Annotated in this window: 19 protein-coding genes; 11 read left to right on the top strand and 8 right to left on the bottom strand. The window is 46.8% G+C overall.

Annotated elements, in window-relative coordinates:
- Window positions 1–52 precede the first annotated feature (52 nt).
- Both HZB61_14595 and panB read left to right on the top strand, forming a co-directional pair.
- On the top strand, window positions 53–484 hold the full coding sequence (locus HZB61_14595) for a peptidylprolyl isomerase (GenBank protein ID MBI5057838.1): 432 nt from the start codon (window positions 53–55) through the stop codon (window positions 482–484).
- A 94-nt stretch (window positions 485–578) separates the two neighbouring features.
- Window positions 579–1,379 (top strand): 3-methyl-2-oxobutanoate hydroxymethyltransferase, encoded by an 801-nt coding sequence (panB, locus tag HZB61_14590; GenBank protein MBI5057837.1) that lies wholly within the window; start codon window positions 579–581, stop codon window positions 1,377–1,379.
- A 31-nt stretch (window positions 1,380–1,410) separates the two neighbouring features.
- Here the strand turns inward: panB and HZB61_14585 are convergent, their stop codons facing one another.
- Together HZB61_14585 and HZB61_14580 are read right to left on the bottom strand one after the other, a co-directional pair.
- Entirely contained in the window at window positions 1,411–3,117 is a 1,707-nt protein-coding gene (locus HZB61_14585) for a methyl-accepting chemotaxis protein (GenBank protein MBI5057836.1), read from the bottom strand.
- Window positions 3,118–3,306: 189 nt separating this feature from the next.
- Complete coding sequence (locus HZB61_14580) at window positions 3,307–4,596, bottom strand: methyl-accepting chemotaxis protein (protein ID MBI5057835.1); 1,290 nt, start codon at window positions 4,594–4,596, stop codon at window positions 3,307–3,309.
- 322 nt (window positions 4,597–4,918) lie between these two features.
- Here HZB61_14580 and HZB61_14575 point away from each other — a divergent pair, with 322 nt between their 5' ends.
- The 8 genes from HZB61_14575 (at window position 4,919) to HZB61_14540 (ending at window position 14,757) form a co-directional block, all read left to right on the top strand.
- Window positions 4,919–7,258 carry a PAS domain S-box protein gene (locus tag HZB61_14575; protein ID MBI5057834.1) on the top strand — a complete coding sequence of 780 codons (2,340 nt, stop codon included), beginning with the start codon at window positions 4,919–4,921 and terminating at the stop codon, window positions 7,256–7,258.
- 14 nt (window positions 7,259–7,272) lie between these two features.
- Complete coding sequence (locus tag HZB61_14570) at window positions 7,273–7,923, top strand: response regulator transcription factor (GenBank protein MBI5057833.1); 651 nt, start codon at window positions 7,273–7,275, stop codon at window positions 7,921–7,923.
- An 881-nt stretch (window positions 7,924–8,804) separates the two neighbouring features.
- Window positions 8,805–9,116 (top strand): hypothetical protein, encoded by a 312-nt coding sequence (locus HZB61_14565; GenBank protein ID MBI5057832.1) that lies wholly within the window; start codon window positions 8,805–8,807, stop codon window positions 9,114–9,116.
- A 379-nt stretch (window positions 9,117–9,495) separates the two neighbouring features.
- Window positions 9,496–9,951, top strand: coding sequence for a rhodanese-like domain-containing protein (locus HZB61_14560; GenBank protein MBI5057831.1), 456 nt, complete (start codon window positions 9,496–9,498; stop codon window positions 9,949–9,951).
- Window positions 9,952–10,021: 70 nt separating this feature from the next.
- On the top strand, window positions 10,022–11,668 hold the full coding sequence (locus HZB61_14555) for a methyl-accepting chemotaxis protein (protein MBI5057830.1): 1,647 nt from the start codon (window positions 10,022–10,024) through the stop codon (window positions 11,666–11,668).
- Between the two features lie 200 nt (window positions 11,669–11,868).
- On the top strand, window positions 11,869–13,518 hold the full coding sequence (locus HZB61_14550; protein ID MBI5057829.1) for an AAA family ATPase: 1,650 nt from the start codon (window positions 11,869–11,871) through the stop codon (window positions 13,516–13,518).
- Window positions 13,519–13,639: 121 nt separating this feature from the next.
- A complete protein-coding gene (locus HZB61_14545) occupies window positions 13,640–14,503 on the top strand; it encodes a general secretion pathway protein GspB (protein ID MBI5057828.1) in 864 nt (287 codons plus the stop codon).
- 44 nt (window positions 14,504–14,547) lie between these two features.
- A complete protein-coding gene (locus HZB61_14540; GenBank protein ID MBI5057827.1) occupies window positions 14,548–14,757 on the top strand; it encodes a YwbE family protein in 210 nt (69 codons plus the stop codon).
- 113 nt (window positions 14,758–14,870) lie between these two features.
- On the opposite strand, the gene HZB61_14535 is transcribed toward HZB61_14540, so the two are convergent.
- From HZB61_14535 to hyfB, 6 genes are all read right to left on the bottom strand, one after another.
- Window positions 14,871–15,380 (bottom strand): NADH-quinone oxidoreductase subunit B family protein, encoded by a 510-nt coding sequence (locus HZB61_14535; protein MBI5057826.1) that lies wholly within the window; start codon window positions 15,378–15,380, stop codon window positions 14,871–14,873.
- Window positions 15,381–15,423: 43 nt separating this feature from the next.
- Window positions 15,424–16,995: an NADH-quinone oxidoreductase subunit C gene (locus HZB61_14530; GenBank protein MBI5057825.1), complete on the bottom strand. Its 1,572-nt coding sequence runs from the start codon at window positions 16,993–16,995 to the stop codon at window positions 15,424–15,426.
- Entirely contained in the window at window positions 16,992–18,437 is a 1,446-nt protein-coding gene (locus HZB61_14525) for a hydrogenase 4 subunit F (GenBank protein MBI5057824.1), read from the bottom strand. Before HZB61_14525 ends, HZB61_14530 begins: the two co-directional genes overlap by 4 nt.
- 134 nt (window positions 18,438–18,571) lie before the next feature.
- Window positions 18,572–19,237 (bottom strand): formate hydrogenlyase, encoded by a 666-nt coding sequence (locus HZB61_14520; GenBank protein ID MBI5057823.1) that lies wholly within the window; start codon window positions 19,235–19,237, stop codon window positions 18,572–18,574.
- 87 nt (window positions 19,238–19,324) lie between these two features.
- Window positions 19,325–20,269 (bottom strand): NADH-quinone oxidoreductase subunit H, encoded by a 945-nt coding sequence (locus HZB61_14515; protein ID MBI5057822.1) that lies wholly within the window; start codon window positions 20,267–20,269, stop codon window positions 19,325–19,327.
- Window positions 20,266–22,311, bottom strand: coding sequence for a hydrogenase 4 subunit B (gene hyfB, locus HZB61_14510; GenBank protein ID MBI5057821.1), 2,046 nt, complete (start codon window positions 22,309–22,311; stop codon window positions 20,266–20,268). Before hyfB ends, HZB61_14515 begins: the two co-directional genes overlap by 4 nt.
- Window positions 22,312–22,623: 312 nt before the next feature.
- Between hyfB and asnS the strand changes: the two genes are divergently transcribed.
- Window positions 22,624–24,009 carry an asparagine--tRNA ligase gene (asnS, locus tag HZB61_14505; GenBank protein MBI5057820.1) on the top strand — a complete coding sequence of 462 codons (1,386 nt, stop codon included), beginning with the start codon at window positions 22,624–22,626 and terminating at the stop codon, window positions 24,007–24,009.
- Window positions 24,010–24,023: the final 14 nt, after the last annotated feature.

Below are 24,023 nucleotides of genomic sequence, written 5' to 3'. Positions count from 1 at the left end.
AACTAAATAACGCGGCACGCATAACGTGTTAAAGATATAAAGGAGGCAAGACGTGGAAGTAAAAAACAGCGACAGGGTAAAATTGCATTACACCCTTAAAGATGCAAATGGAGATACAATCGAAACCTCAATAGGCATAGCCCCGATAGAATTCACCGTCGGCGAGGCAAAGGTTATCCCCGGCTTTGAAAAAGGCATTATCGGTATGAAATTAAACGAGAAGAAAAAACTCACCATCTCCCCGGAAGACGCTTACGGCCTTCGTGACGATAGCAAGATTTTTGAATTTGCAAGAAAAAATGCGCCCGGGGATTTTGACCCCAGGATTGGAGATACAATTAAAATGCACAGGGCCGACGGAAGGTCCGTTCCGGTAACAGTGGTGGCCATTACTGATAAAGGATTTATGATGGATGCGAACCATCCGCTGGCGGGAAAAGAGCTTATATTTGAGCTGGAGCTGGTGGAGATAGTGCAAACGTAACTACCTTTAATGTCATGCTGAATTTATTTCAGCATCTCTAAAAACAGGACCCTGAAACAAGTTCAGGGTGACAAAAAGATCGAATAATATCATTATGTCAAACTTTACCGTCCAGGATTTTCTTAAAAAGAAAAAAGAAGGCAAAAAAATTACGATGATCACTGCCTACGATTATCCGTTTGCGCGGATCGTTGATGAGGCTGGAATAGACGCCGTGCTCGTGGGGGATTCACTTGGCATGGTTGTCCAGGGACTGGAAAACACACTTCCTGTGACAATGGATGAAATGCTTTACCATACAAAAATGGTTGCAAGGGCTGTAAGAAGCGCGATGGTCATAGGCGACATGCCCTTCATGTCTTATCAGACAAGTATTTCAGACGCGGTGAAGAATGCAGGCAGGTTCTTAAAAGAAGCTGGGGCCGCTGCCGTTAAGCTGGAAGGCGGAGCTGAAATTGCTGAACATATCAAGGCGCTGACAAAATCAGATATCCCCGTGATGGCCCACATAGGCCTCACCCCTCAATCCATCCACAGGATGGGGGGATACAAGGTCCAGGGCAAGACAGATGAGGCTGCAAAGAAACTTATTGAAGAAGCGCACATTATCGAGGATGCAGGGGCCTTCTCACTGCTGCTTGAAGCGATACCGATGGGCCTTGCAAAAAAAATCACCGGAGAACTTTCCATACCTGCAATAGGCATAGGGGCCGGTCCGCACTGCGACGGGCAGATACTCGTCCTTCATGATGTAATCGGCCTGTTTGAGAGGTTTGTGCCGAAATTTGTAAAGCAGTACGCTAACATGAAGGAAGATGCCCTGAAAGCAATTAAACTCTACCGGGAAGAAATCGAAAAAGGCATATTCCCTTCAGATGAGCACGGCTTCAAATAGTGCCGCAGGATAGTTTCCCGGTAATTTCTGATTATCCCCTAACTGCACCAGGTTCTTTATAGTGAGACTTTATAGTCTGTGTCGTCTTCTCAATGTTCCCGGAAGTATTTGTCTTGAACCACGACACAAGGTTCATCAACTCGCCGGAGATCCGCGCGAGTTCAATTGCCGATGTGTTGATTTGAGAAACAGCTTCGCGTGAAGCGCCAAATGCGCCAGCAACATTTTCCATAGTTGCCGACACCTGTTCAACTGCGGAAGATTGTTCTTCAGTTGCGGCAGCTATTGATTGCACCATATCAAGGCATTGATCAGATGCATGGACTATTCTTTCAAGAGATTCCCTGGCCTGATTTGCGAGCCTGACGCCTTTCTCAGCATCTTCTTTGTTCTTTCTCATGCTCACCACAGAAACTTCGGTTTCCCGCTGTATCTTCTTGATCATTTCCGTAATTTCCTCGGTCGCCTTGCCGGTCTTCTCCGCAAGCTTTTTCACCTCATCAGCCACTACCGCAAACCCCCTTCCCTGCTCACCCGCCCTTGCCGCCTCAATAGCGGCGTTCAATGCAAGGAGGTTGGTCTGTCCGGCAATATCGTTGATTACGCTTATTATGTCCCCTATCTGTTTACTGCTCTCGCCCAGTTCCCCGATAGTATGTGAAGATTGTTCTACGTTCTCAGCTATACTTAACATGCTTGTCACGGTCTGCTCAACAACAGTTTTTCCTTCTCCGGCAATGCTGACGGACTCCTTTGCGGCATCCGATGCATTTGCCGCATTCCTTGCAACTTCCACTATGCTCTGAGCCACCTCCGTTACTGCGGCGGCGGATTGTTCGATCTGCCTTGACTGCTCGTTAATGCCTGAACTTATCTGTTCCGTTGTCGCTGACACTTCTTCAGAATTGCTCGCAACCGTATTTGAAACGTCTTTTATCTGTGAGACTATCTCCCTCAGATTTTCAACCAAAGTTTTTAACGAGACCTGTAAGCGCCCGAATTCATCACCCCTGTCCGTTTTGATTTCAGCATTAAGCTCTCCGTCAGCTAATCTGTCGGTAGCGGCTACGCCCTCTTTAAGAGGCAGTACTATGGAGCGGACTAAATACAAACAACTCACAGCACCAGTAACTATAAAAAACACATTCAAGGTAAACGTTACATTCCTCACGCTCTTTACGGAATATGTAACTGCATCCAACCCTTTGTCCATTTTTTCCGTCTGCTCCTTAACAAAAGGCTCCAGGACTTCGCTGAGAGCATCAGAGGCCCTGTCAAATTCACCCATTACTTTATTACCTTCACTGGTCCCGTTTTCAACATAAGCCTTGGCCATCTTTTTGCCTGTTTCATAGTAAGCGTCCACTCTTATTTTTAAATCCTGGATATTTTTGACCCCCGCGGGATTTTTTTCAGCCTCGTACATTTCCTTAAATTTGGATAGACCGGAAATTACAAAGTTAAAGCTTTCTGCCGCCTCATCAAAACCATCAGCCAGCCCGTCCTGTCCGCGCGTGGCAGATATATCAGTAAGCCATTGCTGGATCTCCACAACCTGGGTATTCATTCTTTCGGCCAACAGCGCAAGCTCGACATTCTTTGTCCGCACCGTTTCGATATTATCAGAAACGCTTGAGCTTATTGAAAAGGTCCAGAAGCATAACAGTGTTGTCAAGATTAAAGGCAATGCGAAACATATAATGATCTTGTCCCTTGTTTTTAAATTTTTTATGCTCATAGTCCTGTTCCTTTTTTAACAATAAAAACACAAAGCACTGTTAGCGCCCTTTGATTGTGCAACTGCAATTCTATTATCGGAAGATTGCGGTAATTACTTAAGGTTATTTCCCTGATTGTTATAAGAGAAGATTGATGGTGTTTGACATAGTTACATCAAACACCATCTGAATAAGGATTACCCCGGGTCTTAATTTTGCGCTGCAGACATGATACTATTGCGTTTATTATTTTGAGGGCCGCGTACGGAGCGTGCTTTACTGCCATTTCCTTTTTTAGAACTCGTCTTAAACCAGGCTACACGTTCCCTTAATTCGCCCGCGATCTTTGCAAGTTCATTTGCAGCTATATTTATCTGTGAGATCGCCTCGCGCGATATGGCAAATACACTGGCAATATTTTCCATTCCTGACGAAACCTCATCAATTGCAGTTGACTGCTCTTCTGACGCTGTTGCAATTGAACGCACCATCTCGAGGCACTGTTCAGATGCGTGGACTATCCTGTCAAGTGAATCCTTGGCCTGATTTGCCAGCTTCACGCCCTCTTCGGCCTCTACTTTATTTTGCGCCATGCTCTGCACGGACATCTCCGTCTCCTGCTGGATCTTTTTGATCATCTCGGTTATCTCATCCGTCGCCTTACCGGTCTTCTCCGCAAGCTTTCTGACCTCGTCAGCTACGACTGCAAAACCCCTCCCCTGCTCTCCGGCCCTTGCTGCCTCAATGGCGGCATTCAGCGCAAGGAGATTCGTTTGTCCGGCAATCTCGTTGATGACATTTATAATATCTCCTATCTGCCGGCTGCTCTCACCAAGGTTCCCTATGGTCTGCGAAGACTTCTCAATTGTTGAAGCGATATTCAATATGCTTGTAACGGCTTTTTCAACGACTGCTTTACCTTCACCGGCGATAGTAACGGACTCGCTTGCAGCCTCAGATGCGTGAGACGCATTCTTTGCAACTTCTACAATCGTCTGCGATACCTCTGTCGTGGCTGTTGCAGACTGCTCGATCTGCTGCGCCTGGTCGTCTATTCCTCTGTTTATTTGAGTTATCATTGCGGATACTTCTTCCGAACTGCTTGCAACTGTATGTGAGACATCCTGTATCTCTCCGACCATTTTTGTAAGGTTCTCCACCATGGTCTTCAGTGCGGTTTGCACTTCCCCGATCTCATCGTTGCTTCTTATGTCAATTTCCATAGCCAATTCTCCTTCTTTAAGCTGGTTGGCTACCACTACAGTTCCTTTCAGGTCCGCAACTATTCTTTTCTTTACACTGTAAAATGCGACTGCGGCAATCACAAGGGAAACGATAAAGGATATCATTGAAACAGTTTTGAGCGTGCCTATCGCCTTCGCGGTGTCTGCGTCCGTCAACAGTATTGCTAAAAAGTTGCCAAAAACACATGCTACCAATGCCAAAAGGATAATGCCTATTTTCCACTGGATATTCAATTCCCGCATAACAGATTTCACAGATACTCCTCCTTGTTTTACCTGCCGTCCAGCCCGATATGTCATTACCCCGAATCCGAGCATTTGCTCTTAGACTATCTCACAATACTTATCGGCATCTTTTATTAAACCTTAAGCTATGTTTATCTGTTAAGGACATTTTATTAAGGCGGAGTATGTTGATTTTTTTCTCATAATTAACGATAATTAAGCATCAGTTCGGGAAGGGGGCCAGTTTTGCACATGTTTTACCTTCCATATTCCACTATTGCTCAAAGAAATATTCCCGCGATGACAGAAATCGGTCTCCTTTCTTTCAACAGGTTTCATAGAAAGAGATAAAATGGCCAAGTCCAAAATACTTATCGTCGAAGACGAGTGGATCATTGCTAACGATATTAAGAAGAGTCTGCAAAATCTGGGATATAGTGTCTCTGCCATAGTCTCCACAGGCGAGGAAGCAATAAATAAGATTCAGGAGAAAAAACCGGACCTGGTCCTGATGGATATTGTATTACAGGGCGAGATCAGCGGCACGGAAGCAGCCAATCAAATAATTTCCGGTTATGATATTCCAGTCATTTACCTCACTGCGTATTCAGACAAAGAAATTCTCAAGCAGGCCAAAAAAACCAATGCATATGGATACCTTGTCAAACCATTCAATGAGAGGGAACTGCAGGCTACCATAGATCTGGCGATATACAAGCACAGGATGGAGGAGCAATTAAAGAGAAGTAACAACCAGCTCCTCACAACCCTCAACAGCATAAGCGACGCCGTGATCTCAACAGACAAGGACGGTCTTGTTATTTTAATGAATCCCGTTGCGCAATCTTTAACCGGCTGGTTGCTATCTGACGTTAAAGACAGACATCTCTCAACCATATTTAAGATTAAATACAATGAACCCGGAGATGCAGAAGATACAGTAAGTAAAATTATTCAGGTAAGGGAACCCTTAACCCAGGCAAAATTTATCCTGAAGACCAGGAACGGTTCCAACATAAATATAGAGCTTAGTTCCGCGCCGATTTCAGATAATGAGACTATTACAGGCTATGTCGTTGTCTTTCGTGATATTACCGAACGTATAACAAATGAAACAAAACTGGAGCAGTACCGTGAAGAACTGGAGCAATTAGCAGAGGAAAGCACAGCTAAATTGAAACTGTTTTCTAATATTGCAGAGAATTCTCCTGACGGGGTGCTTATAATCAACTTTGAGGGTCATATCATTTATTCCAACCATGCCATCAAAGAAATCTTCGGTTTCTCGCATAGCGAATTGAAAGGGAAACATGTTAATGTGATGAACACTGACTCCGGGTTGGCCTCAAAAACAATAATTCCATCAATAAAAAATACGGGGAAATGGTTCGGGGAATTGATGGTAAGGAATAAAAAAGGCAATGTCTTTCCTATCTGGCTGTCAGCCTTTGTTGTCAATGACAAGAGTAATATTCCATTTGCAATAATCGGCATCATCAGGGACCTGACCGAGCGTAAAATAGTTGAAATTGCGTTACAGCAAAGTCAGGATAAATACAGCAAGCTCTTTCATCATTCAAGCGATGCGATTTTTATTCATGATTTTGACGGAAACATATTGGATGTAAACCGGAAGGCTTTGGAGCAATTCGGGTATTCAAAGTCTGAGATTCTCTCCCTGCAGATTCACGACCTTTTTCCTGCTGAAGAAATCGAAAAATCAATTACCGTGTGTAATGCGGTTGTCAAACAGGGGGCCGGCAATTTTGAAATCAATTTCAAGAGGAAAAGCAATTCCGTTTTCCCCGCCGGGGTCTCGGCAAACCTGCTCGATTTAGGCGGATATAAAGTATTTCAGTGCATTGTGCGCGACATTTCCGAGCGGAAAAAAGCCGATGAAGAATTAAAGAAACACCGGGAACAGCTTGAGGAACTCGTTAAAGACCGTACCTGTGAATTATTGGAAGCCAATCATGCCCTTCAGGTGGAAATCAGCGTGCGCAAGCAGGCTGAGAAAAGACTTCTCAGCTATCAAAAACAGCTTCAGTCACTCACTTCCCAGATATCCCTGATAGAAGAGCACGAGAAGAGACGCATCGCTACAGAACTGCATGACTGTATAGGACAGACGCTTGCGCTCTCCAAGATCAAGCTCAGCTCGCTGAACAAGACTGCGCCATCAGATGATTTCAAGAGCACAGTAAAAGAAATCCTGCAGCTTATCGAGCAGACTATAAAAGAAACAAGAACATTGACTTTTGAGCTTAGCCCCCCTATATTGTATGAATTAGGACTTAGTCAGGCCATTCAATGGCTCACAGACCAATTCCGCAGTAAGCACGGTATAAAAATAACATTGGAATATGATGAGGGTGAAATGCCGTTTGACAACAATATCCGCTTCTTTCTCTTCCAGGCAGTGCGTGAGCTGCTCGTAAACATTGTTAAACATGCAAAGGCGAAAAGGGCAACAATTAAATTCATTAGAGACGACAATAAACTTAAAATTATTGTGGAAGACGACGGGATGGGGCTTCCCGACTCCTCAATACCATACAGTGGATACGGTCTCTTCCATATACGGGAAAGAATGAACCATATTAACGGGCATTTTGAAATTAAATCCATACCGGGTCTCGGTACCCGGGTCACAATCGTGGCGCCATTTCAGCTTTCAATAAAAACAACTTAGGAGGGGTATTTATTATGAAAAAAACAAGAATCTTACTGGTGGACGATCATAAAATCTTAAGAGACGGGATTCGCTCTTTGTTGAAAGAGTATCAAGACATGCAGGTCGTAGGTGAAGCCGCAGACGGGAGGACCGCATTACAACTTGTAAAAGAACTTTCACCGGACATCGTGATAATGGACATCAGCATGCCCGATTTAAACGGCATTGACGCTACGCGTAAAATTATTGCAGACCACCCCGGCGTAAAAGTTATGGCTTTATCAATGCATTATGATAAACATTTTGTCTCTGAAATATTTAAGGCCGGAGCATCGGGATATTTACTTAAAGAATGCGCCTTTGATGAAATGGCCCAGGCAATTCGAGTGGTGATGGACAACAAAACTTATATTAACCCCCAAATTGCAAGCCTTGTTGTAGAGAGTCTGGTAACCAATACTCAAAGAACCAATCATCAGGCGTTTTCCCTGCTCACTGAAAGAGAACGGGAGGTGCTTCAGCTAATAGCAGAGGGCAGATCAACAAAACAGATTGCGGCACATCTAAGTGTAAGCACAAAGACCATAGAGTCACATCGCCGTCAGGTTATGGGCAAATTAAACATTCGTAATGTGGCTGATCTCACAAAGTATGCCATAAGAGAGGGACTAACATCCGTTTAACATGATTCTGCATCGAGGCAGTGTCTATGGTATTTTAGATTAGCATCTTTCTTTATCACTATTAGTAATGGACGACCCAACCTCTCCATAACTCACACCTATACCCCCCCACGTTTTCAGCCTTCCCCCGATACCACTAAGGTGTTTCCCTAAGGTTTTATTTACTCAACAGCAATAAATAACCATCATATCCTTTTCGCTTATTTCACCTCCAGCCATACACTTCAGCCTTTTAACTGCATGTTTTATTTTATCTTTTTGCGATCACCTACCCTTAACTTGTCTTTTTTATTAGACAATAATTCTTGTTTTTCAATATTTTTTATTAAGGTATTGCATTAGGCGTACTTAATATTGTATATTATTTTTAGCAGTAAATTAAATTTTTCTGGAAAGAAGGAACTGTATTGAAGCTTAGAGAGTATAAAGATAGGATGCTGACCTCAGATGTAAAAGGTTATTCCCTGCCTATGCAAAAAGCCCAACCTTTTATTTCAACCATGTCCCCTCATAGGTCAGCATCCTATCTTTATACTCTCTTTAAGAAAATAACGGATAGAATGCTGGCCCCTGATTTTTAAAAGGTTATTCCCTGCCTATGCTAAGAGCCCAACCTTTTATTTCAGCCATGTCCCCTCATAGGGCCAGCATTCTTTTTTCTCCCTCTCAATTCTAAATTTTTCTACCCTCTATAATTGCAACAATTTTCTCTATTCCTCTAATATGCTCCTCTTTTTTTGTCATACAGCCCCTTATTTTCCACAATTAAAGTTTTCGATTTAAGTTGCCGATAAGGATGTTAGAGAAAAAATTTGGGGCGATAGCCCCCTATGCATCACTATCTTTTGTGATGGTAGCCATTTTAGACAAAGGAGGGATAAATGGCCAAACTAAATTGTTGGGAGTTTAAGAAGTGCGGAAGGGAGCCCGGCGGGGTAAAGTCCAAGGAGATGGGTATATGCCCGGCTACTACAGAGGCTTCATGCTCAGGTATGAACGCCGGCAAAAACGCCGGACGTATTTGCTGGGCAATTGCCGGGACTTTCTGTGGAGGAAAGGTCCAGGGCGATTTTGCTCAGAAGTCAGTCTCCTGTATGTCCTGCGAGTTCTTTAAATCAGTCAAGCAGGAAGAAGGCGCTGACAAGTTCATTTTGTTAAAACCGGGGCAGAAATACGCAGCAGCAGCAAAATAGATTTCTTTTGTAAACACAGAATAGTTATAAAAGAAAGGTGCTGACCTTAGCTTAAAGGTTTTCCCTGCCTTGCCAAAAAACCTGCCAAATTTAAGCGTGTCCCCTCGGGTCAGCACCTTGTTTTTTTCTTTTCTCAAAGCCATTAAGATTATCGCCGTCTTAAACAAATTACAAACAGTGGTGTCTTAAACAAGCGGGAAAAGATTTTTCTGTTATTAGTTTTCATTAAAGTTTTCAGACGGAATGCCGATAGAAAGTTACTTATGTTCTTACTGAACATCAAAATTGAAAAAGAGGGCGAGGTGGATCCAATTATTAAATAGCATTTTTTATTTACAGAAAGTCAAAAATCAAAGAATGAAAAAGGAGTAAAAAAACCATGAAAAAAATTCTATTACTGTTGTTAGTCGTTTCTTTTGTATTTGCATTTGCAGGCATTTCAACGGCAGATGATGCGCCGACACCGGCAAAACTCGAAGGAGTAAAGATTGTGACCTCAGACGAGGTAAAGGCGCTGTTAGGACAGAAAGGTGTGCATATCTTTGATATGAGAAAGGCGTTGAATTACGGCAAGGGCCACCTTCAGGGCGCAGTTTCACTCCCGTTCAAGTGGACAGTGGAGAATGAGGATGCAAGTAAGCGCGCAGGCGAGTTTAACATGTCTGTATTGCCTCAGGACAAGAATGCGAAGATTGTTTTTCACAGCGACGGGCCGACTGGCTGGAAATCATATTACGCTGCCAAGATAGCAAAAGAGGCCGGTTATAAAAACGTGATGTGGTTCAGAGACGGTTTTGACGACTGGTCTAAAAAGGGCTATCCTTTAGAGCACTAAAAAAATATCAGGACTGGGGGACAGAATAGTCTATCCCCCAGCCTTATACTTGGAGGAAAACAGGATATACATGACTATCAGAAACAGGATCGTCTTCTCCTCTGTGATATTGTGCGCGCTGTTTATCACAATGGTGCTGATAAACTGGTTCGGAAATAAGTCGGTTGCTGAAAACACCGAGCTTGCCTGGATTTTTGAAGACGAGACCATGCACCTTCAGGGTTTATTCAGAGGGATAAATGAGTTTATTATTGACGAAGGGGAGCCTCTCTCCAGGCAGCTTACCCAGGAGCATCTGAAAGGGTTTGATGAGTTACATGAACTTCTCACGACACAATTAAAAGATGCTGAATTACGCAAAACAATGCAGGAAAAAATCATTCCTCAGTGGAAAAAAGTCAGAGAAGGCGCCGAGACGTTTCTGAATATTAAACTTATAAAAGTAACAAATGATGATGCAATGCTCCAATACGGCCAGCTCACCACGGAAGCCAAGGATTTATTAAAGGAAGTTGACGCCCTTGCCGCAAAATCGCTTGCAGATGCAAAAGCAACTGCAATAAAGATTGAACGCATCATCAACATTGTTGTAGCTGTAATCCTGTTAATAATGTGCTTTATATTGATCAACCTCTATCGCTCCATCACCTCACCCATAAAAGCGCTGAATACCATTGCCGAAGGTTTTGAGAAGGGCGATCTAAGCATCGTAATGGATGAATCTAATAAAGACGAGTTCGGCAAATTAGCTTCCAACTTTAATCGCGCACTGAATAAACTCAGCAGTTTTATTAGCACCTTAAAAAACGACATTAACGCAGTTGCACTAAATGCTGAAGGTTTCTCTGCAAACACTGCAAGGATTGCTACCAACGCGCAGGAGCAGACGTCACAGACCAGCAGCGCTGTTGCCGCAACTGAGGAACTGTCTGCGACATTTAATGACATAGTGCAGAATACTGAAATCGTATCAAATTCCGCGAGGGAGTCTTTTGCGCTTGCAATTGAAAGCGGAGACGTCGTTATTGACGCCATGAACAGAATGAATTCCATCGCAGGTACTGTAAAAGAGGCCTCGGATATTGTTTCAAGCCTCTCACACAGGTCGGCGCAAATCGGTGAGATTATTAAAGTGATAGACGAGATAGCGGATCAGACAAATCTCCTTGCGCTCAACGCAAACATTGAAGCCGCCCGCGCGGGAGAGCAGGGGAGAGGGTTTTCAGTAGTAGCAAATGAGGTAAGGAAACTGGCGGAGAGGACCACTTCCGCAACAAAGGAAATAGCCGACACGATCAAAGGCATCCAGGATGACACGAATAAGGCCGTCCAATCCATGCAACATTGTACAAAAGAGGTTGCAAGCGGTTCCGACCTGGCAGGCAAGGCGGGCAATTCACTGCAGATGATAGTGGTGTCCGCGCAAAACGTTACGGAAATGATCCAGAGGATCGCCGCTACAGTCGAAGAGCAGTCCAGCGCGGCAAATGAAATAACCGCCAATCTTTCTACTGTAGCGAACCTAAGCGAGCAGACCAACGACAGCGCTCAAAAATCCTCGGAATCCAGCATACAACTGCAAAGAATGGCAACGGAGCTTAAGGCCTTAGCTGATGAATTCAAGCTCAGAAATGAAGCTGCTGATTACGATGGGGGAGAGGAATACCCTGACTTTGAAACAAAAACACCTTCCCCCGCCAATCATAACCTTCAGTAATATTATTAATTAAACCACCCGGAAAGATTTTTTCTTCATATCCCCCCTGTCTGCGGCTGCGTTCCTCTGTGCTGAAGAGTGTGTGAACATTGTGCGATGCACACTGTATCATGCCGGCAGTTGTATTTTCCCTGTTTCTTGTATTACTCTTAATTAATTACAAAATGGTTTTTTGGCAACCTGATTTGTAATGGGAAACTATGTACAAAGAATATTTCGGCCTCGAAGAAATGCCTTTCTCCATTGCCCCGGACCCCCGCTATCTCTACATGAGCGAGCAGCACAGGGAGGCGCTGGCCCATCTGGTATACGGCTTCAACAGTGACGGCGGCTTTGTCCTGCTCACCGGCGAGGTCGGGACCGGTAAGACAACAGTCTGCCGCTGTTTGCTGGAGCAAATACCGGAAAACTCCGCGATTGCATTTATTGTAAATCCTAAATTAACCGTCGAAGAGCTTCTGGCCACTATCTGTGATGAGTTCGGAATAAAATATCCGCATGGCAATACAAGCATAAAAGTCTTTGTGGACCTCCTGAACGGTTATTTACTCGAGTCCCATGAAAAAGGGCAAAAGACCGTCCTCATAATTGACGAGGCCCAAAATCTGAGCGCCGATGTTCTGGAGCAGCTTCGTCTTCTGACTAACCTTGAGACGAACCAGGTCAAGCTTCTTCAGATAATCCTGCTGGGACAGCCTGAGCTCAGGGAGAAATTAGCACAGCCTGAATTGCGTCAGCTTTCTCAGCGCGTTATTGCGCGTTACCATCTGGGATCTATATCTAAAAAAGAATTGGCGTCCTACGTTTCGCACCGTCTGACAATTGCCGGTGTAAAAAGACAGTTGTTTACAGGTCCCGCAATTGCTAAATTGTATGAATTAAGCGGAGGGGTACCACGTTTAATCAACGTCCTCTGCGACCGCGCCCTGCTCGGGGCCTTTGCCCTTGGGAAAAACGAGGTCACCAAACCCATAGTGATAAAAGCCTCGCGTGAGGTATTCGGGGGAAACAGTTTTTTGGGACAATACAAAAAAGCCGCTGTCTGGCTTGCGGCAATTATGGTTCCCGTAGTCGGTGTTGTGCTGGCTGCAACTTACTATACTAAGGACGACTTAAATAAATCACGGAAGATCACTGCAAATGTTCCTCAACAGACAACAGAACAACAGGCAACTGTAATACAGCCGGTAACAGTCATACAACCGATCAACGTCATTCAATCTCCTCTACCCGACAAACTGGAATGGCCTGAAGGTCAACCATTTAATCGAAGCAGCGAGACGGCCTTTCAATCCATTTTCAGTCAGTGGGGCATCGTATACCAACCCCGGAAAAATGTTCAGCCGTGCGAACAGGCAAAGGCAAACGGCTTACAATGTCTTAATGACGTCGGCAGTTTAAACACACTGCGTCAGTTAAACAGCCCCGCGGTGTTGAAACTCACGGATGAAAAGGGAAAGATTTTTTCCGCTGCTTTAAATGCATTTGAAGGGGAGACTGCTGCTTTGACAATAGGAACGTCAACCAAAAGAGTTCCCGTCAAAGATATCGAATCACACTGGCTCGGTGACTTCACGCTTTTGTGGAGAGCTCCGGCTGATTATCACGGCGACATCCTGCCCGGTGACAAGGGGACGGTTGTGCGGTGGCTGAGCGAGCGATTATCAGCTATGCAGGGACTACAGGCCCAGCCACGGGAAAGTTTGGTCTATGATGCCGCCCTCGTTAAAGAGGTAAAAAAATTTCAGCTCACTGAGGGACTGAAACCGGATGGCATAATAGGCCCCAAGACAATTATCGCAATTAACGCTGCTGTTGATAAGGAGCAGCCGCTGTTAGTAAAAAAATAAGTGGTTCTTTTGCTGTCATTCCCGCTTGCCGGGAATCTTTCTGACTCTTTGAGAATCACAAAAGATTCTGGACAAGCCAGAATGACAGAATGAGTAACCCTGTATCAATGAATTAAAATATATGTCATTTATACTTGATGCGCTGAAAAAAATTGAGCAGAAACGCCAGCGGGGCTCCGTACCGGACCTGATGACGGTACATATTCCTGCGCCGGAAGAGCAGAGAAAGCGTCCCGTCTGGCAATATCTTGTGCTTGCGGCATTGATTCTGAACGCCGGCATATTGGCAGTCTGGCTCCTTCCACGGGATAGAGGCAATCAAAACACTACGGCTCAAACTGCCGCTGATCAGCAGCATGAAACAACAGCCGCAGAAACAAAAACGAATAAATCCATAGTTACTGAAAAGGTTAGTGATAAGATATTTGATACACACAGCTCATCCGTAAAGGCCGCTAAAGAAAAACCTGCAAGGGAAGTAAATACTGCCGCTTCAGGGAAGCAAAACGTTGCATCTAAAACGGTAAAGCAGGAGCAGCAATCAACTGCGAAAGCAACCAAACAGGAATCAAAACCTGAAGATCAAGCGCCGCCATTGCCGGCAGTTGACGCAATAACACCACCTAAAAAAGTCGCGAGCATGAAGTTGCCTAAAGCTGCTGCAACTGAAACACTAAGAAAACAATCTCCCAAAACAATTCCTGCACTGCAGGAACCACAGCAGCCGGATACAAATAAAACCGCCTCAACCAACAGCATCCCGGAATTAAGCCAGCTGCCTCAAAATGTCCAGGGCGAGCTTCCGAAGCTATCCATTCTCGGGCATATTTATTCCAACAGCTCCGACACCCGGATGGTGAATGTTAACGGTGATATTTTACGCGAAGGCGATACGGTGGCAAAAAATCTGACGATAAAGGAAATTACCGAGACAGGGGTCGTCTTCAACTACAGCGGCACCCTCTTCCGCGTCAGGGCGTTTTAAGATAAAGTCCTTCTTGAAAATCTGGTCTAACAGGAGAGAAAAGTATGATTGGCAATAACCGCTCGGATATAAGACCTGGATTACGTGTTTCAATCGTCTTGAAACAGGACCAGCGTTCCGGGAAACTGACAGAAGGAATAGTAAGGGATATTTTAACCAAGTCGCCTTCGCATCCTCACGGTATCAAAGTGCGTCTGGAAAGCGGAGAAGTAGGACGCGTAAAAGAGATATTTGATTCCAAGAAACCCGGTTAGCCGCTGATTTACGCAGATTGACGCGGATTTATTAATTTCAAATCTAACCTTTGGGTCCAGTATGAACTGAGTTTTTTTTATCGGCGCTTATCTGCGATAATCTGTGGCCGAAGTTATTTTACCTCTACTGCCTTGAGTATCCCGTGGAGCAGCGCTATCGGGGTCGGGGGGCAGCCGGGAATATAAACGTCTACCGGAATGACCTTGTCTATGCCGCCCAGAGAAGCGTAGGTCTCTCCGAATATCCCGCCGTTACAACCGCAGTCTCCCGCGGCAACAACAAGTTTCGGAGTAGGCGTTGAATCATACGTCCTGCGTAGGGCTATCTCCATGTTCCTTGTCACAGGGCCTGTGACCAAAAGCATGTCCGCAAACCTGGGGGAAGCGGTAAAATGCATACCGAACCTCTCGCAATTGTAGATTGGATTATTTATCGCGTGGATCTCAAGCTCGCATCCGTTGCACGAGCCCGCATCCACCTGCCGGATAGTAAGGCTCCTGCTGAAACGCCTTCTGATGGCTTCCTCCAGTTTTGTGCCGACAGCCTTTATCTCTTCTTCAACCTCCGGCGGCAGCGCCTCCGTTACAATCCCTGTCCTTAGAATTTGATTGAGTATTTTCATTGGTTATAGGTCTTATATGCCTTATAGGACATATTTTCTCCTTTCACAGATCATGCCCCGAATATGACTGATTAAAACTCTTATTGCAGAGCGGAAAGTCGGGCACTATATTGCCTAACACCGCCTGCTCAAGCCCAAGCCAGTTGACGCTGGAGGGGTCCCTTACCATGCACCTGTTGACTTCGCTATTCGGCCCTGCCTGGAGCCAGTAGACAATCTCTCCGCGCCATCCCTCCACAGCGGAAAACCCTGACGTATCCGGCGCAGGAATTCCAGCCTCAGCGGATATCGCGCCGGATGGAAGCGCATTAATTATCTCGCGGATGATCCGTATGGACTCTCTTACCTCTTCGACCCTGACCCACGCCCTTGCGTGCACGTCGCCGGAAATAAGCACCGGAACGTTCACGCCGATGCGGTCATAAGGCGGAAAAGGATTTTGCGTGCGGCAGTCGAGATTAAGCCCGCTGGCCCTCGCGACAATCCCCACCGCGCACAATTCTCTCGCCTTCTCAGGGATGAGAATACCGGTCTCCCGCACCCTGTCTTCAAGTGATGAATTCTCATCATAGATAATCACGAGCCTGTTGAATTCCTTTAAGAGCTTTTTCAGCTCAGATAATATTAATTCCCTGCCGTCCGGACCAATATCAACCGATACCCCTCCGGGGATTATCCTGTCCATCATAAATCTGTGCCCGAACAGTTTGTGGTTTGTCCGAAGCATAATCTCCTTGAGCCTCGACATCTGATAAAGCATGAACGCGAAGGCTGCGTCATTGCAGATCGCGCCGAGGTCTCCGAGATGGTTGGCAATGCGCTCCCTTTCAAGAAAAAGCGCCCTCAGCCACTGCGCGCGCTCCGGCACTCTGCATCCTGTCATGGTCTCCAACGCCATGCAATAAGCGAGGCTGTGCGCGACGGTTGTATCTCCTGACACGCGTCCAGCAAGCCTTGAGCCTTCCTGCCATGAAAGCGCTTCAAATCTTTTCTCAATCCCTTTATGTACATATCCAAGCCTCTCTTCGAGATTGAGAATGTCCTCTCCCACTGCCTGAAAGCGAAAATGCCCCGGTTCAATAATTCCCGCGTGCACAGGCCCGACCGGTATTTCATAAACGCCCTCCCCTTCCGCCCTGACGAATTTGTATTCACCGGCAACACGCGGCATCGGCTTTAAAGCGTCAAAGGATTTCCTGAGCGGCCATGCGTCTTCAGGCCAGTCTTCAAATTTTATCCACGGCCTCAAGTCAGGATGCCCCACAGGCACGACACCCATGAGGCTCTTCATCTGGCGTTCAAAACGGTAGGCAGGCATAAATTTATTCGTGATACTGGCAAAGATCGGATCATCATACGGAAGCTCGATCTTTACGATCAGGTACTCAGCACCCCATCTGTAGCAGGCAAATACGCCGAAGCCCCTGCCAAGCTGCGATTCGTCGGAAGCCCATTCAGCCGCAAGAAGGGCGTGGACCTTTTTCATCGCCTTTGCGGCGTCTACGAATTTCCCTCTCGGCACAACGCAGAAATCCATGGAAGCTGGATAATTGTTTCCATCAAACACTGCTTCCACTCCGAGGGCTGATATTATCGCGTTTTTCAATATGCTCATTTCAATAACTCCACTGCGGTATGAAACCAGTTATTAAGAAACGCCGGCATATAAACGCCGAGAATAAGGACCAGCACCATATGCAGCAGCACAGGCAGGTGCGCTACTTTTATGGGCTTCTGATAAGGCGGCATATCGCCTGAGACCATCGGCTGCACCCTTCTGAAAAGGGCAGCGAAAGCCACCCCAAGACCCAGCAGAAGAAACGGCGTCAACAATGGCGCGTCTTTTATTGTTGCCGTCAATATAAGAAACTCGCTTGTAAAGACACCAAAGGGCGGCATTCCTACGATTGCCATTACGCCGAACATCAGTCCCCATCCGACCAGTGAATTGCCTTTGAAGAGACCTCTGATTTTGTCCATCTCCTGTGTCCTGTGCATCTGGGAGGCATGGCCTACGGTAAAAAATATGGATGACTTTGCGAGACTGTGCACGAGCATGTGCAGGAGCGCGCCGAATGTTGCAATGGGCCCTCCGAGGCCGAAGGCGAAGGTCGCTATTCCCATATGCTCGATGGATGAATAAGAGAACATGCGTTTAATATCTTTCTGCCTCAGGAGAGAGAAAGCCGCAACAAGTATTGAGAGCAGTCCGAAGCCCATCATTATATTTCCCGCGCGGTGTGTGCCGGTAGAACCGTCGACAAGCACCTTGCATCTTACGAGGGCATAAAGCGCGATGTTCAGCAAAAGGCCTGAAAGCACGGCGGATATGGGTGTGGGGCCTTCGCTGTGCGCGTCCGGCAGCCAGTTATGCAGGGGAACAAGGCCGACTTTCGTGCCGTACCCTACCATGAGAAATACAAAGGCAAGAGAGAGAACTGTAGGCTCAAGGCTTCCGCTTACCTGGCTCAGGTTGGTCCAGAGAAGCGCCTCGCCGCCTTCTCCAAGGACTTTTTCAGCGGCGAAGTACAGCAGCACCGTTCCAAAGAGAGCCTGCGCGATACCAACGCCGCAGAGTATGAAATATTTCCACGCCGCCTCAATTGCGGTAGGTGTCCTGTATAGGGAGACGAGCAGGACCGTGGACAATGTAGCGAGCTCCATAGCGATCCAGAGCACGCCGATATTATTTGTCAGTAAACACAAAAGCATTGCGAAGATGAAAAGCTGGAACATCGCGTGATAGAAGCGCATCCTTACGTGCCCTACCCGCCCGTGCTCCTTTTCCCTCCTCATATATCTCCTGCTGAAGATCGCCGTTGTCATGGAGACAAAAGATGTAAGCACAGCCAGATAGACATTGAACGCGTCAACGAAGAAAAACTTCCCTCCGGCAAGCATCGGCCCCTGCTCATAAACCTGCAGAGCAAGTCCCGCGCCCGCTACAAATGTTGCGGCTGACCCGGCGATGTTTATCTCGGGCGCAAACTTCCTGTCTCCCACAAACCCCAGTATCACCGCCGCAAAAAGCGGCACCAGTAGTAAAACCAGTAACATTATGTCTGCTCCTTAAAATAGCTTTAAGCGATTAGCTCTAAGCTAAAACTACAAAAACCGTCTTCTCTCTTGTTCCCGCCTTCGCGGGAATGACGAAAAGCTTACCGCTTATTGCTGAAAGCTTATCGCTACTTTCAATCCTCCTCTTTCAGCCTTGCCATCTGGTCGACATCCAGGCTGTCAAAGGTAGTGTGTATATGAAAAAAGAATATCCCGAATATGAACGCCGCGATCAGAATATCAAGCGCTACTCCCAATTCCACCACGAGCGGCATCCCGTATGTCGCGCTGGTGGCCGCGAAGAAGAGCCCGTTTTCCATAGCAAGAAATCCTATTATCTGCGTGACGGCATGTTTTCTCGTTATCATCATCAGCAACCCGATCATGACGGTGGCAAGCGCGACAGCGAGCGTCGAGCGTGTAACGAGAGTGGAAAGCTGGGTAACAGGGGCCATCAGGTAATAAGAGAATATAACAAGGGCTATGCCCATCATCATTGTCATGGGAATGTTCACTACCACTTCCACCTCTTTGTGTACCTTGAGCCGCCGTATGAGCACGTGCAGGATATAGGGAAGCAGGATGACTTTCAAAGACAATGTCAGAATGGACGATATATAAAGGTGATGTTTCCCGGCGACAAAACCGACAACGGCCGTATTGATCGATAAAAAAAGTCCCTGCCATGTAAACAGGTGCACAAGCCCGTACATCCTCCTCTGCACCAGCATTCCAAACGCGGTAAGCAGCACAAAGGCGGCCAAAAAACTATTTAACTGTGCGGCAACATTTAAATCCATATCATTTTTAGGGATTGGGGATCGGGGGTTGGGGGTTAGTTTTTTACTAATCCCTAATCCCTGACCCCTAACACCTTATTCTCCATCTCATTCCAAAATAAAATAAGACAGCATCCCGAGTGTTGCAAGTAAAAACGCCGACCCTAAAAATTCGGTCAGCCGGAATATCCTCATCTTGGCAAGACCTGTCTCTATCATTACAAGCACGGTCCCGACAATTACAAGCTTTAACAGCATAAATACAAACGCCAGAAAGATTGCGGCGAGATCGCCTGTTTCCGCAATGCCCCAGGGAGCAAAGGCCGCAACCCCCAGCATGACAAAAAGAAAGAGCTTCATCATGCTCGCCCATTCTATAAGCGCCAGATGCCTTCCCGAATATTCAAGTATCATGGCCTCATGGATCATTGTAAGTTCAAGGTGCGTGGCCGGATTATCAACCGGTATCCTGCCGGTCTCAGCAAGGGCGATCAATATAAAAGCAAAAAAGGCAAACGCGAGTGAAGGCCTTAAAGCGATCTGACCGCTGTAGATAACATGCACCATCTGCGACAGTGAAGTTGATTTGCTTGCCAGCGAAACTGTAAATATAGCCATGAGCATGGCAGGTTCGGCCAATGACGCTATTGTCATTTCGCGGCTTGAACCCATGCCGCCGAAAGCAGTCCCGATATCCATTCCCGCAAGCGCGGTAAAGAAGCGCGCAATCGCAAAGAGCGCTACAAGAACAATTACGTCAGCAGTGGACGCTATAGGAAGTTCCAGTGACAACATGGGAATTATTGCTCCGGCAAGCACGGCTGTTCCGAACACAAGGTAAGGCGTGAAGCGGAATATCCATGAAGCGTTATCAGCTAAAAAGATGTCCTTTGAAAATAATTTCAGGATGTCCCTGTAAGGCTGAAATATGCCTGCTGATGTGCGTCCCTGCGACCAGCATTTCAGCATTCTTACCCATCCCGTGAACGCTGGCGCGACCCCGAGGAGAATCGCTATCTGGAGAAATTCTATTACGAATCTGTAAAGTTTCATCGTGAAAACACCAACAGCACTATTATAGTTATAAAAGAATATATGAGATACGCCTGAATGCGCCCCTGCTGGAGCCTGCCCACCATGCGCGATACCCAGAAACTGAATTCTATGACCGGATTGTAGAGCCAGCCCCAGAAACGGTCTCTTACGCGAAGATAATAATTTAACCTTTTAGGAAAAGCCTTGTATACGCCCCTCGGTGTAAGCCTCACCTGTTCCCTGATGCTGAAAAGAAAGCCGAATATCCTGCGGATCGGCATTGAGAAAGATGTGGCATTGTATTGCATTCTCTGGTTAAGCCTTCCAAAGCCGCAGTCCCAGATAGGCACTCTGTGTATTGCGCCGGGCTTGACGTGCAGTATAAGATACGCCGCAACCACGACAAGCAATATGCCCACAAAAACTATCGGGCCTGAATATGACGCCCTCTGTTGTGCAACTGGCGTAAGCCACAGCCAGCCGTAAGTTCCTGAGGACGCGCCGATCTTTGTCCCGATCAACTGCTGCGGAATTATGTCCATCCAGTCAATAAACAGGGTGGGTAACACGCCAAGTAAAAAACAGGTCAGCGCAGCCAATATCATACCGGAGCGCATAAACCAGTCAGCCTCATGGACGCGGGGCATATGATGCCCTCTCCAGTGCCCTAAAAAAGTTACCCCGAACGCCTTTACGAAGCAGGCGGCGGCAAGCGCGCCTGTCAGCGCGAGAAGCGCCGCGCCAAGAGGGACCAATAATTTCAGTAACGGACTTGGCAGCGCGGGTGAAAGCAGAAACGCCTGAAACGTAAGCCACTCAGACACGAACCCGTTAAAAGGAGGCAGCGCGGAAATGGAAACGCACCCTATAAGAAACAGCGCCGCTGTCCACGGCATCCGGTGTATCAGTCCGCCCATTTCCTCCATATTGCGCTCTTTAGTAGCGTGAAGCACGGCCCCGGCGCCCATAAAGAGCAGTCCTTTGAACATGGCGTGATTCATTGTATGATAAAGCCCTGCGATCAGGCCTAACGCGGCAAGCATGGGCATATTAAATGAAGTGAATATCATTGACAGACCGATGCCGATGAGTATGATCCCGATATTCTCCACGGAATGGTAAGCGAGCAGTCTCTTGAGATCATGCTGCATAAGTGCGTAGAGCACGCCCATAACAGCGGATATCAGTCCGAGTATCAAAACAATGGCCCCCCACCACCACGGATATGTACCGAGGAGATCAAAAGACACGCGCACTATTCCATAGATGGCGGTCTTAAGCATTACGCCGCTCATCAAAGCGGAAACATTTGACGGAGCAACCGGATGCGCCTCAGGAAGCCAGACATGAAGTGGGACCACGCCCGCCTTTGCGGCAAACCCGAAAAAGGCCAGCAGGAACGCGGCAGTTGCCCATTTAAGAGGGAACTCAGCCTGCCGCATGGCGTCAAACGTGTAGCCGCTGAAACTTTCAAAACCCGTGGTAAGGCCCGCCATGATTCCAAAGGACAAGAGTATCGCGATCGCCCCTACATGCGCGACTATTATATAGAGAAATGCGGCACGCCTGTTTTCTATGCGTTCATCTTCAAACATTACAAGGAAGTATGAGGCCGCGGCCATGACTTCCCACGCGATAAGAAAGAACAGCGCGTCATCCGCCAGCACAACCATCAGCATGCCTGCAAGAAAAATGTTGTAGAAAACAACAAGACTTGTTACCGGCCTGCGTCCTAAATATCCCTTGATATAGCCAAGAGAATACATCGATACAAAGAGCGACAGCAGGCATATTACCGTAATGAAGAAACCCGCAAGCGGATCGGTCCTCAGATGAAAAGGAAGGTCGGGCAGTCCCACAGGCAGGATCATTTTATTTGTAATAGCTCCGCCGACAGCCCAGACGCCTCCTGTTATGCCAAGTAATGAAGCGGCTGAAGCCAGGGTGAAAGATGTACTGATTAATAGACGCTGGTTGTTTTTCAAAAGCGGCACAAGCATCACCGACAGAAAGAGCAGCAGTACAGATAAAGAGACTATCGCAAGAGGCGTAATGATCATTTCGATGACCCCCGAAATATCACAGCTGCTTCAGTGGAAAAATCAATGACTTTCTTATTTGATATTGCGGCGGGTGTGAAGCGGATACAGTTAGGGCCTTTCACTTTCGGGACAGGCAGAAGAGAGATTGCTGCAGCCGAAAGGGAACAGATAAAACCTATGAAGAAAAAACTTTCCGTATCCATTTCAAACGAAAAAACGTTTTATTTTATATAAAGATGAAAATTAAATAAAGGGGAACAAAAAAAATAAACTTTCAGCCATCTTCCATCTTCATGGTATTATAGAATTCATATTAACTGGGAGGATTTCATGAAACGGCTTCGGATAAAAAACATTCTTTCTGACGGAAGCGCCGGGCAGGCGATCACTGTCTGCGGCTGGGTGAGGACGAGGCGCGAATCAAAGGGCATTGCCTTCATTGCGCTGAATGACGGCTCGACACAGGACACCCTGCAGCTCGTCATTGCTGAAACATCACCGGCTTTTCAGAAATTAACTCACTGCAACACCGGGGCCGCGATTAAAGCCACCGGCATCTTGAAAGAATCTCCGGCACAGGGGCAGAAGTTCGAGATGGAAGTTTCCGGGATTGAAATTTTCGGCGATGCCGATCCTGCCTTATATCCTTTGCAGAAAAAAGGGCACACGCTTGAATTCCTGCGCGAGATAGGACATCTGAGGCCACGGACAAACACGTTCGGTGCAGTCTTCAGGGTGCGTAATATCCTTGCGGAGGCGGTGCATGAATTCTTTCAGGGCCGGGGATTTGTCTGGGTCCATACGCCGGTAATCACTGCAAGCGATTGCGAGGGGGCAGGTGATTTGTTTACAGTGACAACGCTTGATCTGGAGAGACCTCCGAGGGGCAACAACGGCATTGATTTTTCACATGACTTTTTCGGCAAACGCGCTTATCTGACAGTGAGCGGTCAGCTTGAGGCGGAGTTTCTCGCGATGTCGCTGGGCGATGTTTATACCTTCGGCCCTACCTTCAGGGCTGAGAACTCGAACACCACGCGCCATCTTTCCGAGTTCTGGATGATAGAGCCGGAGATGGCCTTTGCTGATATTAAAGACGATATGGAGCTGGCTGAAGATTTTTTCAGGACCTTGTGCGGAAAGGTCCTGGAGAAAGGCGAGAGCGAGATCGCATTTCTTGAAAAGTTTTATAAGAACACCTCCATCGCCGAACTTAAAAACCTTTCCGAAAAATCTTTTGTCCACATCTCGTACACCGATGCCGTCAAAGAGCTGGAGAAGGCGACAGAGAAATTTGAGTTCCCCGTGAAATGGGGACTGGATTTGCAGTCTGAACATGAGCGTTACCTGACTGACAAGGTCTATAAAGGGCCCGTGATCGTGACGGATTACCCGAAAGAGATAAAGGCGTTTTACATGAGGATGAATGACGACGGAAAGACCGTTGCCGCAATGGACGTGCTCGTCCCGAAAATCGGCGAGATAATCGGCGGCAGCCAGCGCGAGGAAAGGCTTGAGGCATTAACTGAGAGGATGGGCCAATTGGGGATACCTTTTGAAAATGTGCAATGGTATCTTGACCTCCGCAGGTTCGGCTCCGCTCCTCATGCGGGGTTTGGATTGGGCTTTGAGAGGCTGGTGCAGTATATCACCGGGATGCACAACATCCGCGACGTCATCCCATGCCCCCGCGCGCCGCAGACGATTAAATTTTAGATAACCTCCGCAAG

Source organism: Nitrospirota bacterium, assembly GCA_016214845.1.
Lineage (GTDB): Bacteria > Nitrospirota > Thermodesulfovibrionia > UBA6902 > UBA6902 > SURF-23.
This window is presented reverse-complemented; position numbering and strand designations above follow the sequence as displayed.

Bases quoted from the DNA above. Each gene is read 5' to 3' on its own strand.
- panB (MBI5057837.1), top strand. From the start codon at position 579: ATGTCAAACTTTACCGTCCAGGATTTTCTTAAAAAGAAAAAAGAAGGC.
- HZB61_14585 (MBI5057836.1), bottom strand. From the start codon at position 3,117: ATGAGCATAAAAAATTTAAAAACAAGGGACAAGATCATTATATGTTTC.
- HZB61_14575 (MBI5057834.1), top strand. From the start codon at position 4,919: ATGGCCAAGTCCAAAATACTTATCGTCGAAGACGAGTGGATCATTGCT.
- HZB61_14570 (MBI5057833.1), top strand. From the start codon at position 7,273: ATGAAAAAAACAAGAATCTTACTGGTGGACGATCATAAAATCTTAAGA.
- HZB61_14565 (MBI5057832.1), top strand. From the start codon at position 8,805: ATGGCCAAACTAAATTGTTGGGAGTTTAAGAAGTGCGGAAGGGAGCCC.
- HZB61_14560 (MBI5057831.1), top strand. From the start codon at position 9,496: ATGAAAAAAATTCTATTACTGTTGTTAGTCGTTTCTTTTGTATTTGCA.
- HZB61_14555 (MBI5057830.1), top strand. From the start codon at position 10,022: ATGACTATCAGAAACAGGATCGTCTTCTCCTCTGTGATATTGTGCGCG.
- HZB61_14550 (MBI5057829.1), top strand. From the start codon at position 11,869: ATGTACAAAGAATATTTCGGCCTCGAAGAAATGCCTTTCTCCATTGCC.
- HZB61_14545 (MBI5057828.1), top strand. From the start codon at position 13,640: ATGTCATTTATACTTGATGCGCTGAAAAAAATTGAGCAGAAACGCCAG.
- HZB61_14540 (MBI5057827.1), top strand. From the start codon at position 14,548: ATGATTGGCAATAACCGCTCGGATATAAGACCTGGATTACGTGTTTCA.
- HZB61_14535 (MBI5057826.1), bottom strand. From the start codon at position 15,380: ATGAAAATACTCAATCAAATTCTAAGGACAGGGATTGTAACGGAGGCG.
- HZB61_14530 (MBI5057825.1), bottom strand. From the start codon at position 16,995: ATGAGCATATTGAAAAACGCGATAATATCAGCCCTCGGAGTGGAAGCA.
- HZB61_14525 (MBI5057824.1), bottom strand. From the start codon at position 18,437: ATGTTACTGGTTTTACTACTGGTGCCGCTTTTTGCGGCGGTGATACTG.
- HZB61_14520 (MBI5057823.1), bottom strand. From the start codon at position 19,237: ATGGATTTAAATGTTGCCGCACAGTTAAATAGTTTTTTGGCCGCCTTT.
- HZB61_14515 (MBI5057822.1), bottom strand. From the start codon at position 20,269: ATGAAACTTTACAGATTCGTAATAGAATTTCTCCAGATAGCGATTCTC.
- hyfB (MBI5057821.1), bottom strand. From the start codon at position 22,311: ATGATCATTACGCCTCTTGCGATAGTCTCTTTATCTGTACTGCTGCTC.
- asnS (MBI5057820.1), top strand. From the start codon at position 22,624: ATGAAACGGCTTCGGATAAAAAACATTCTTTCTGACGGAAGCGCCGGG.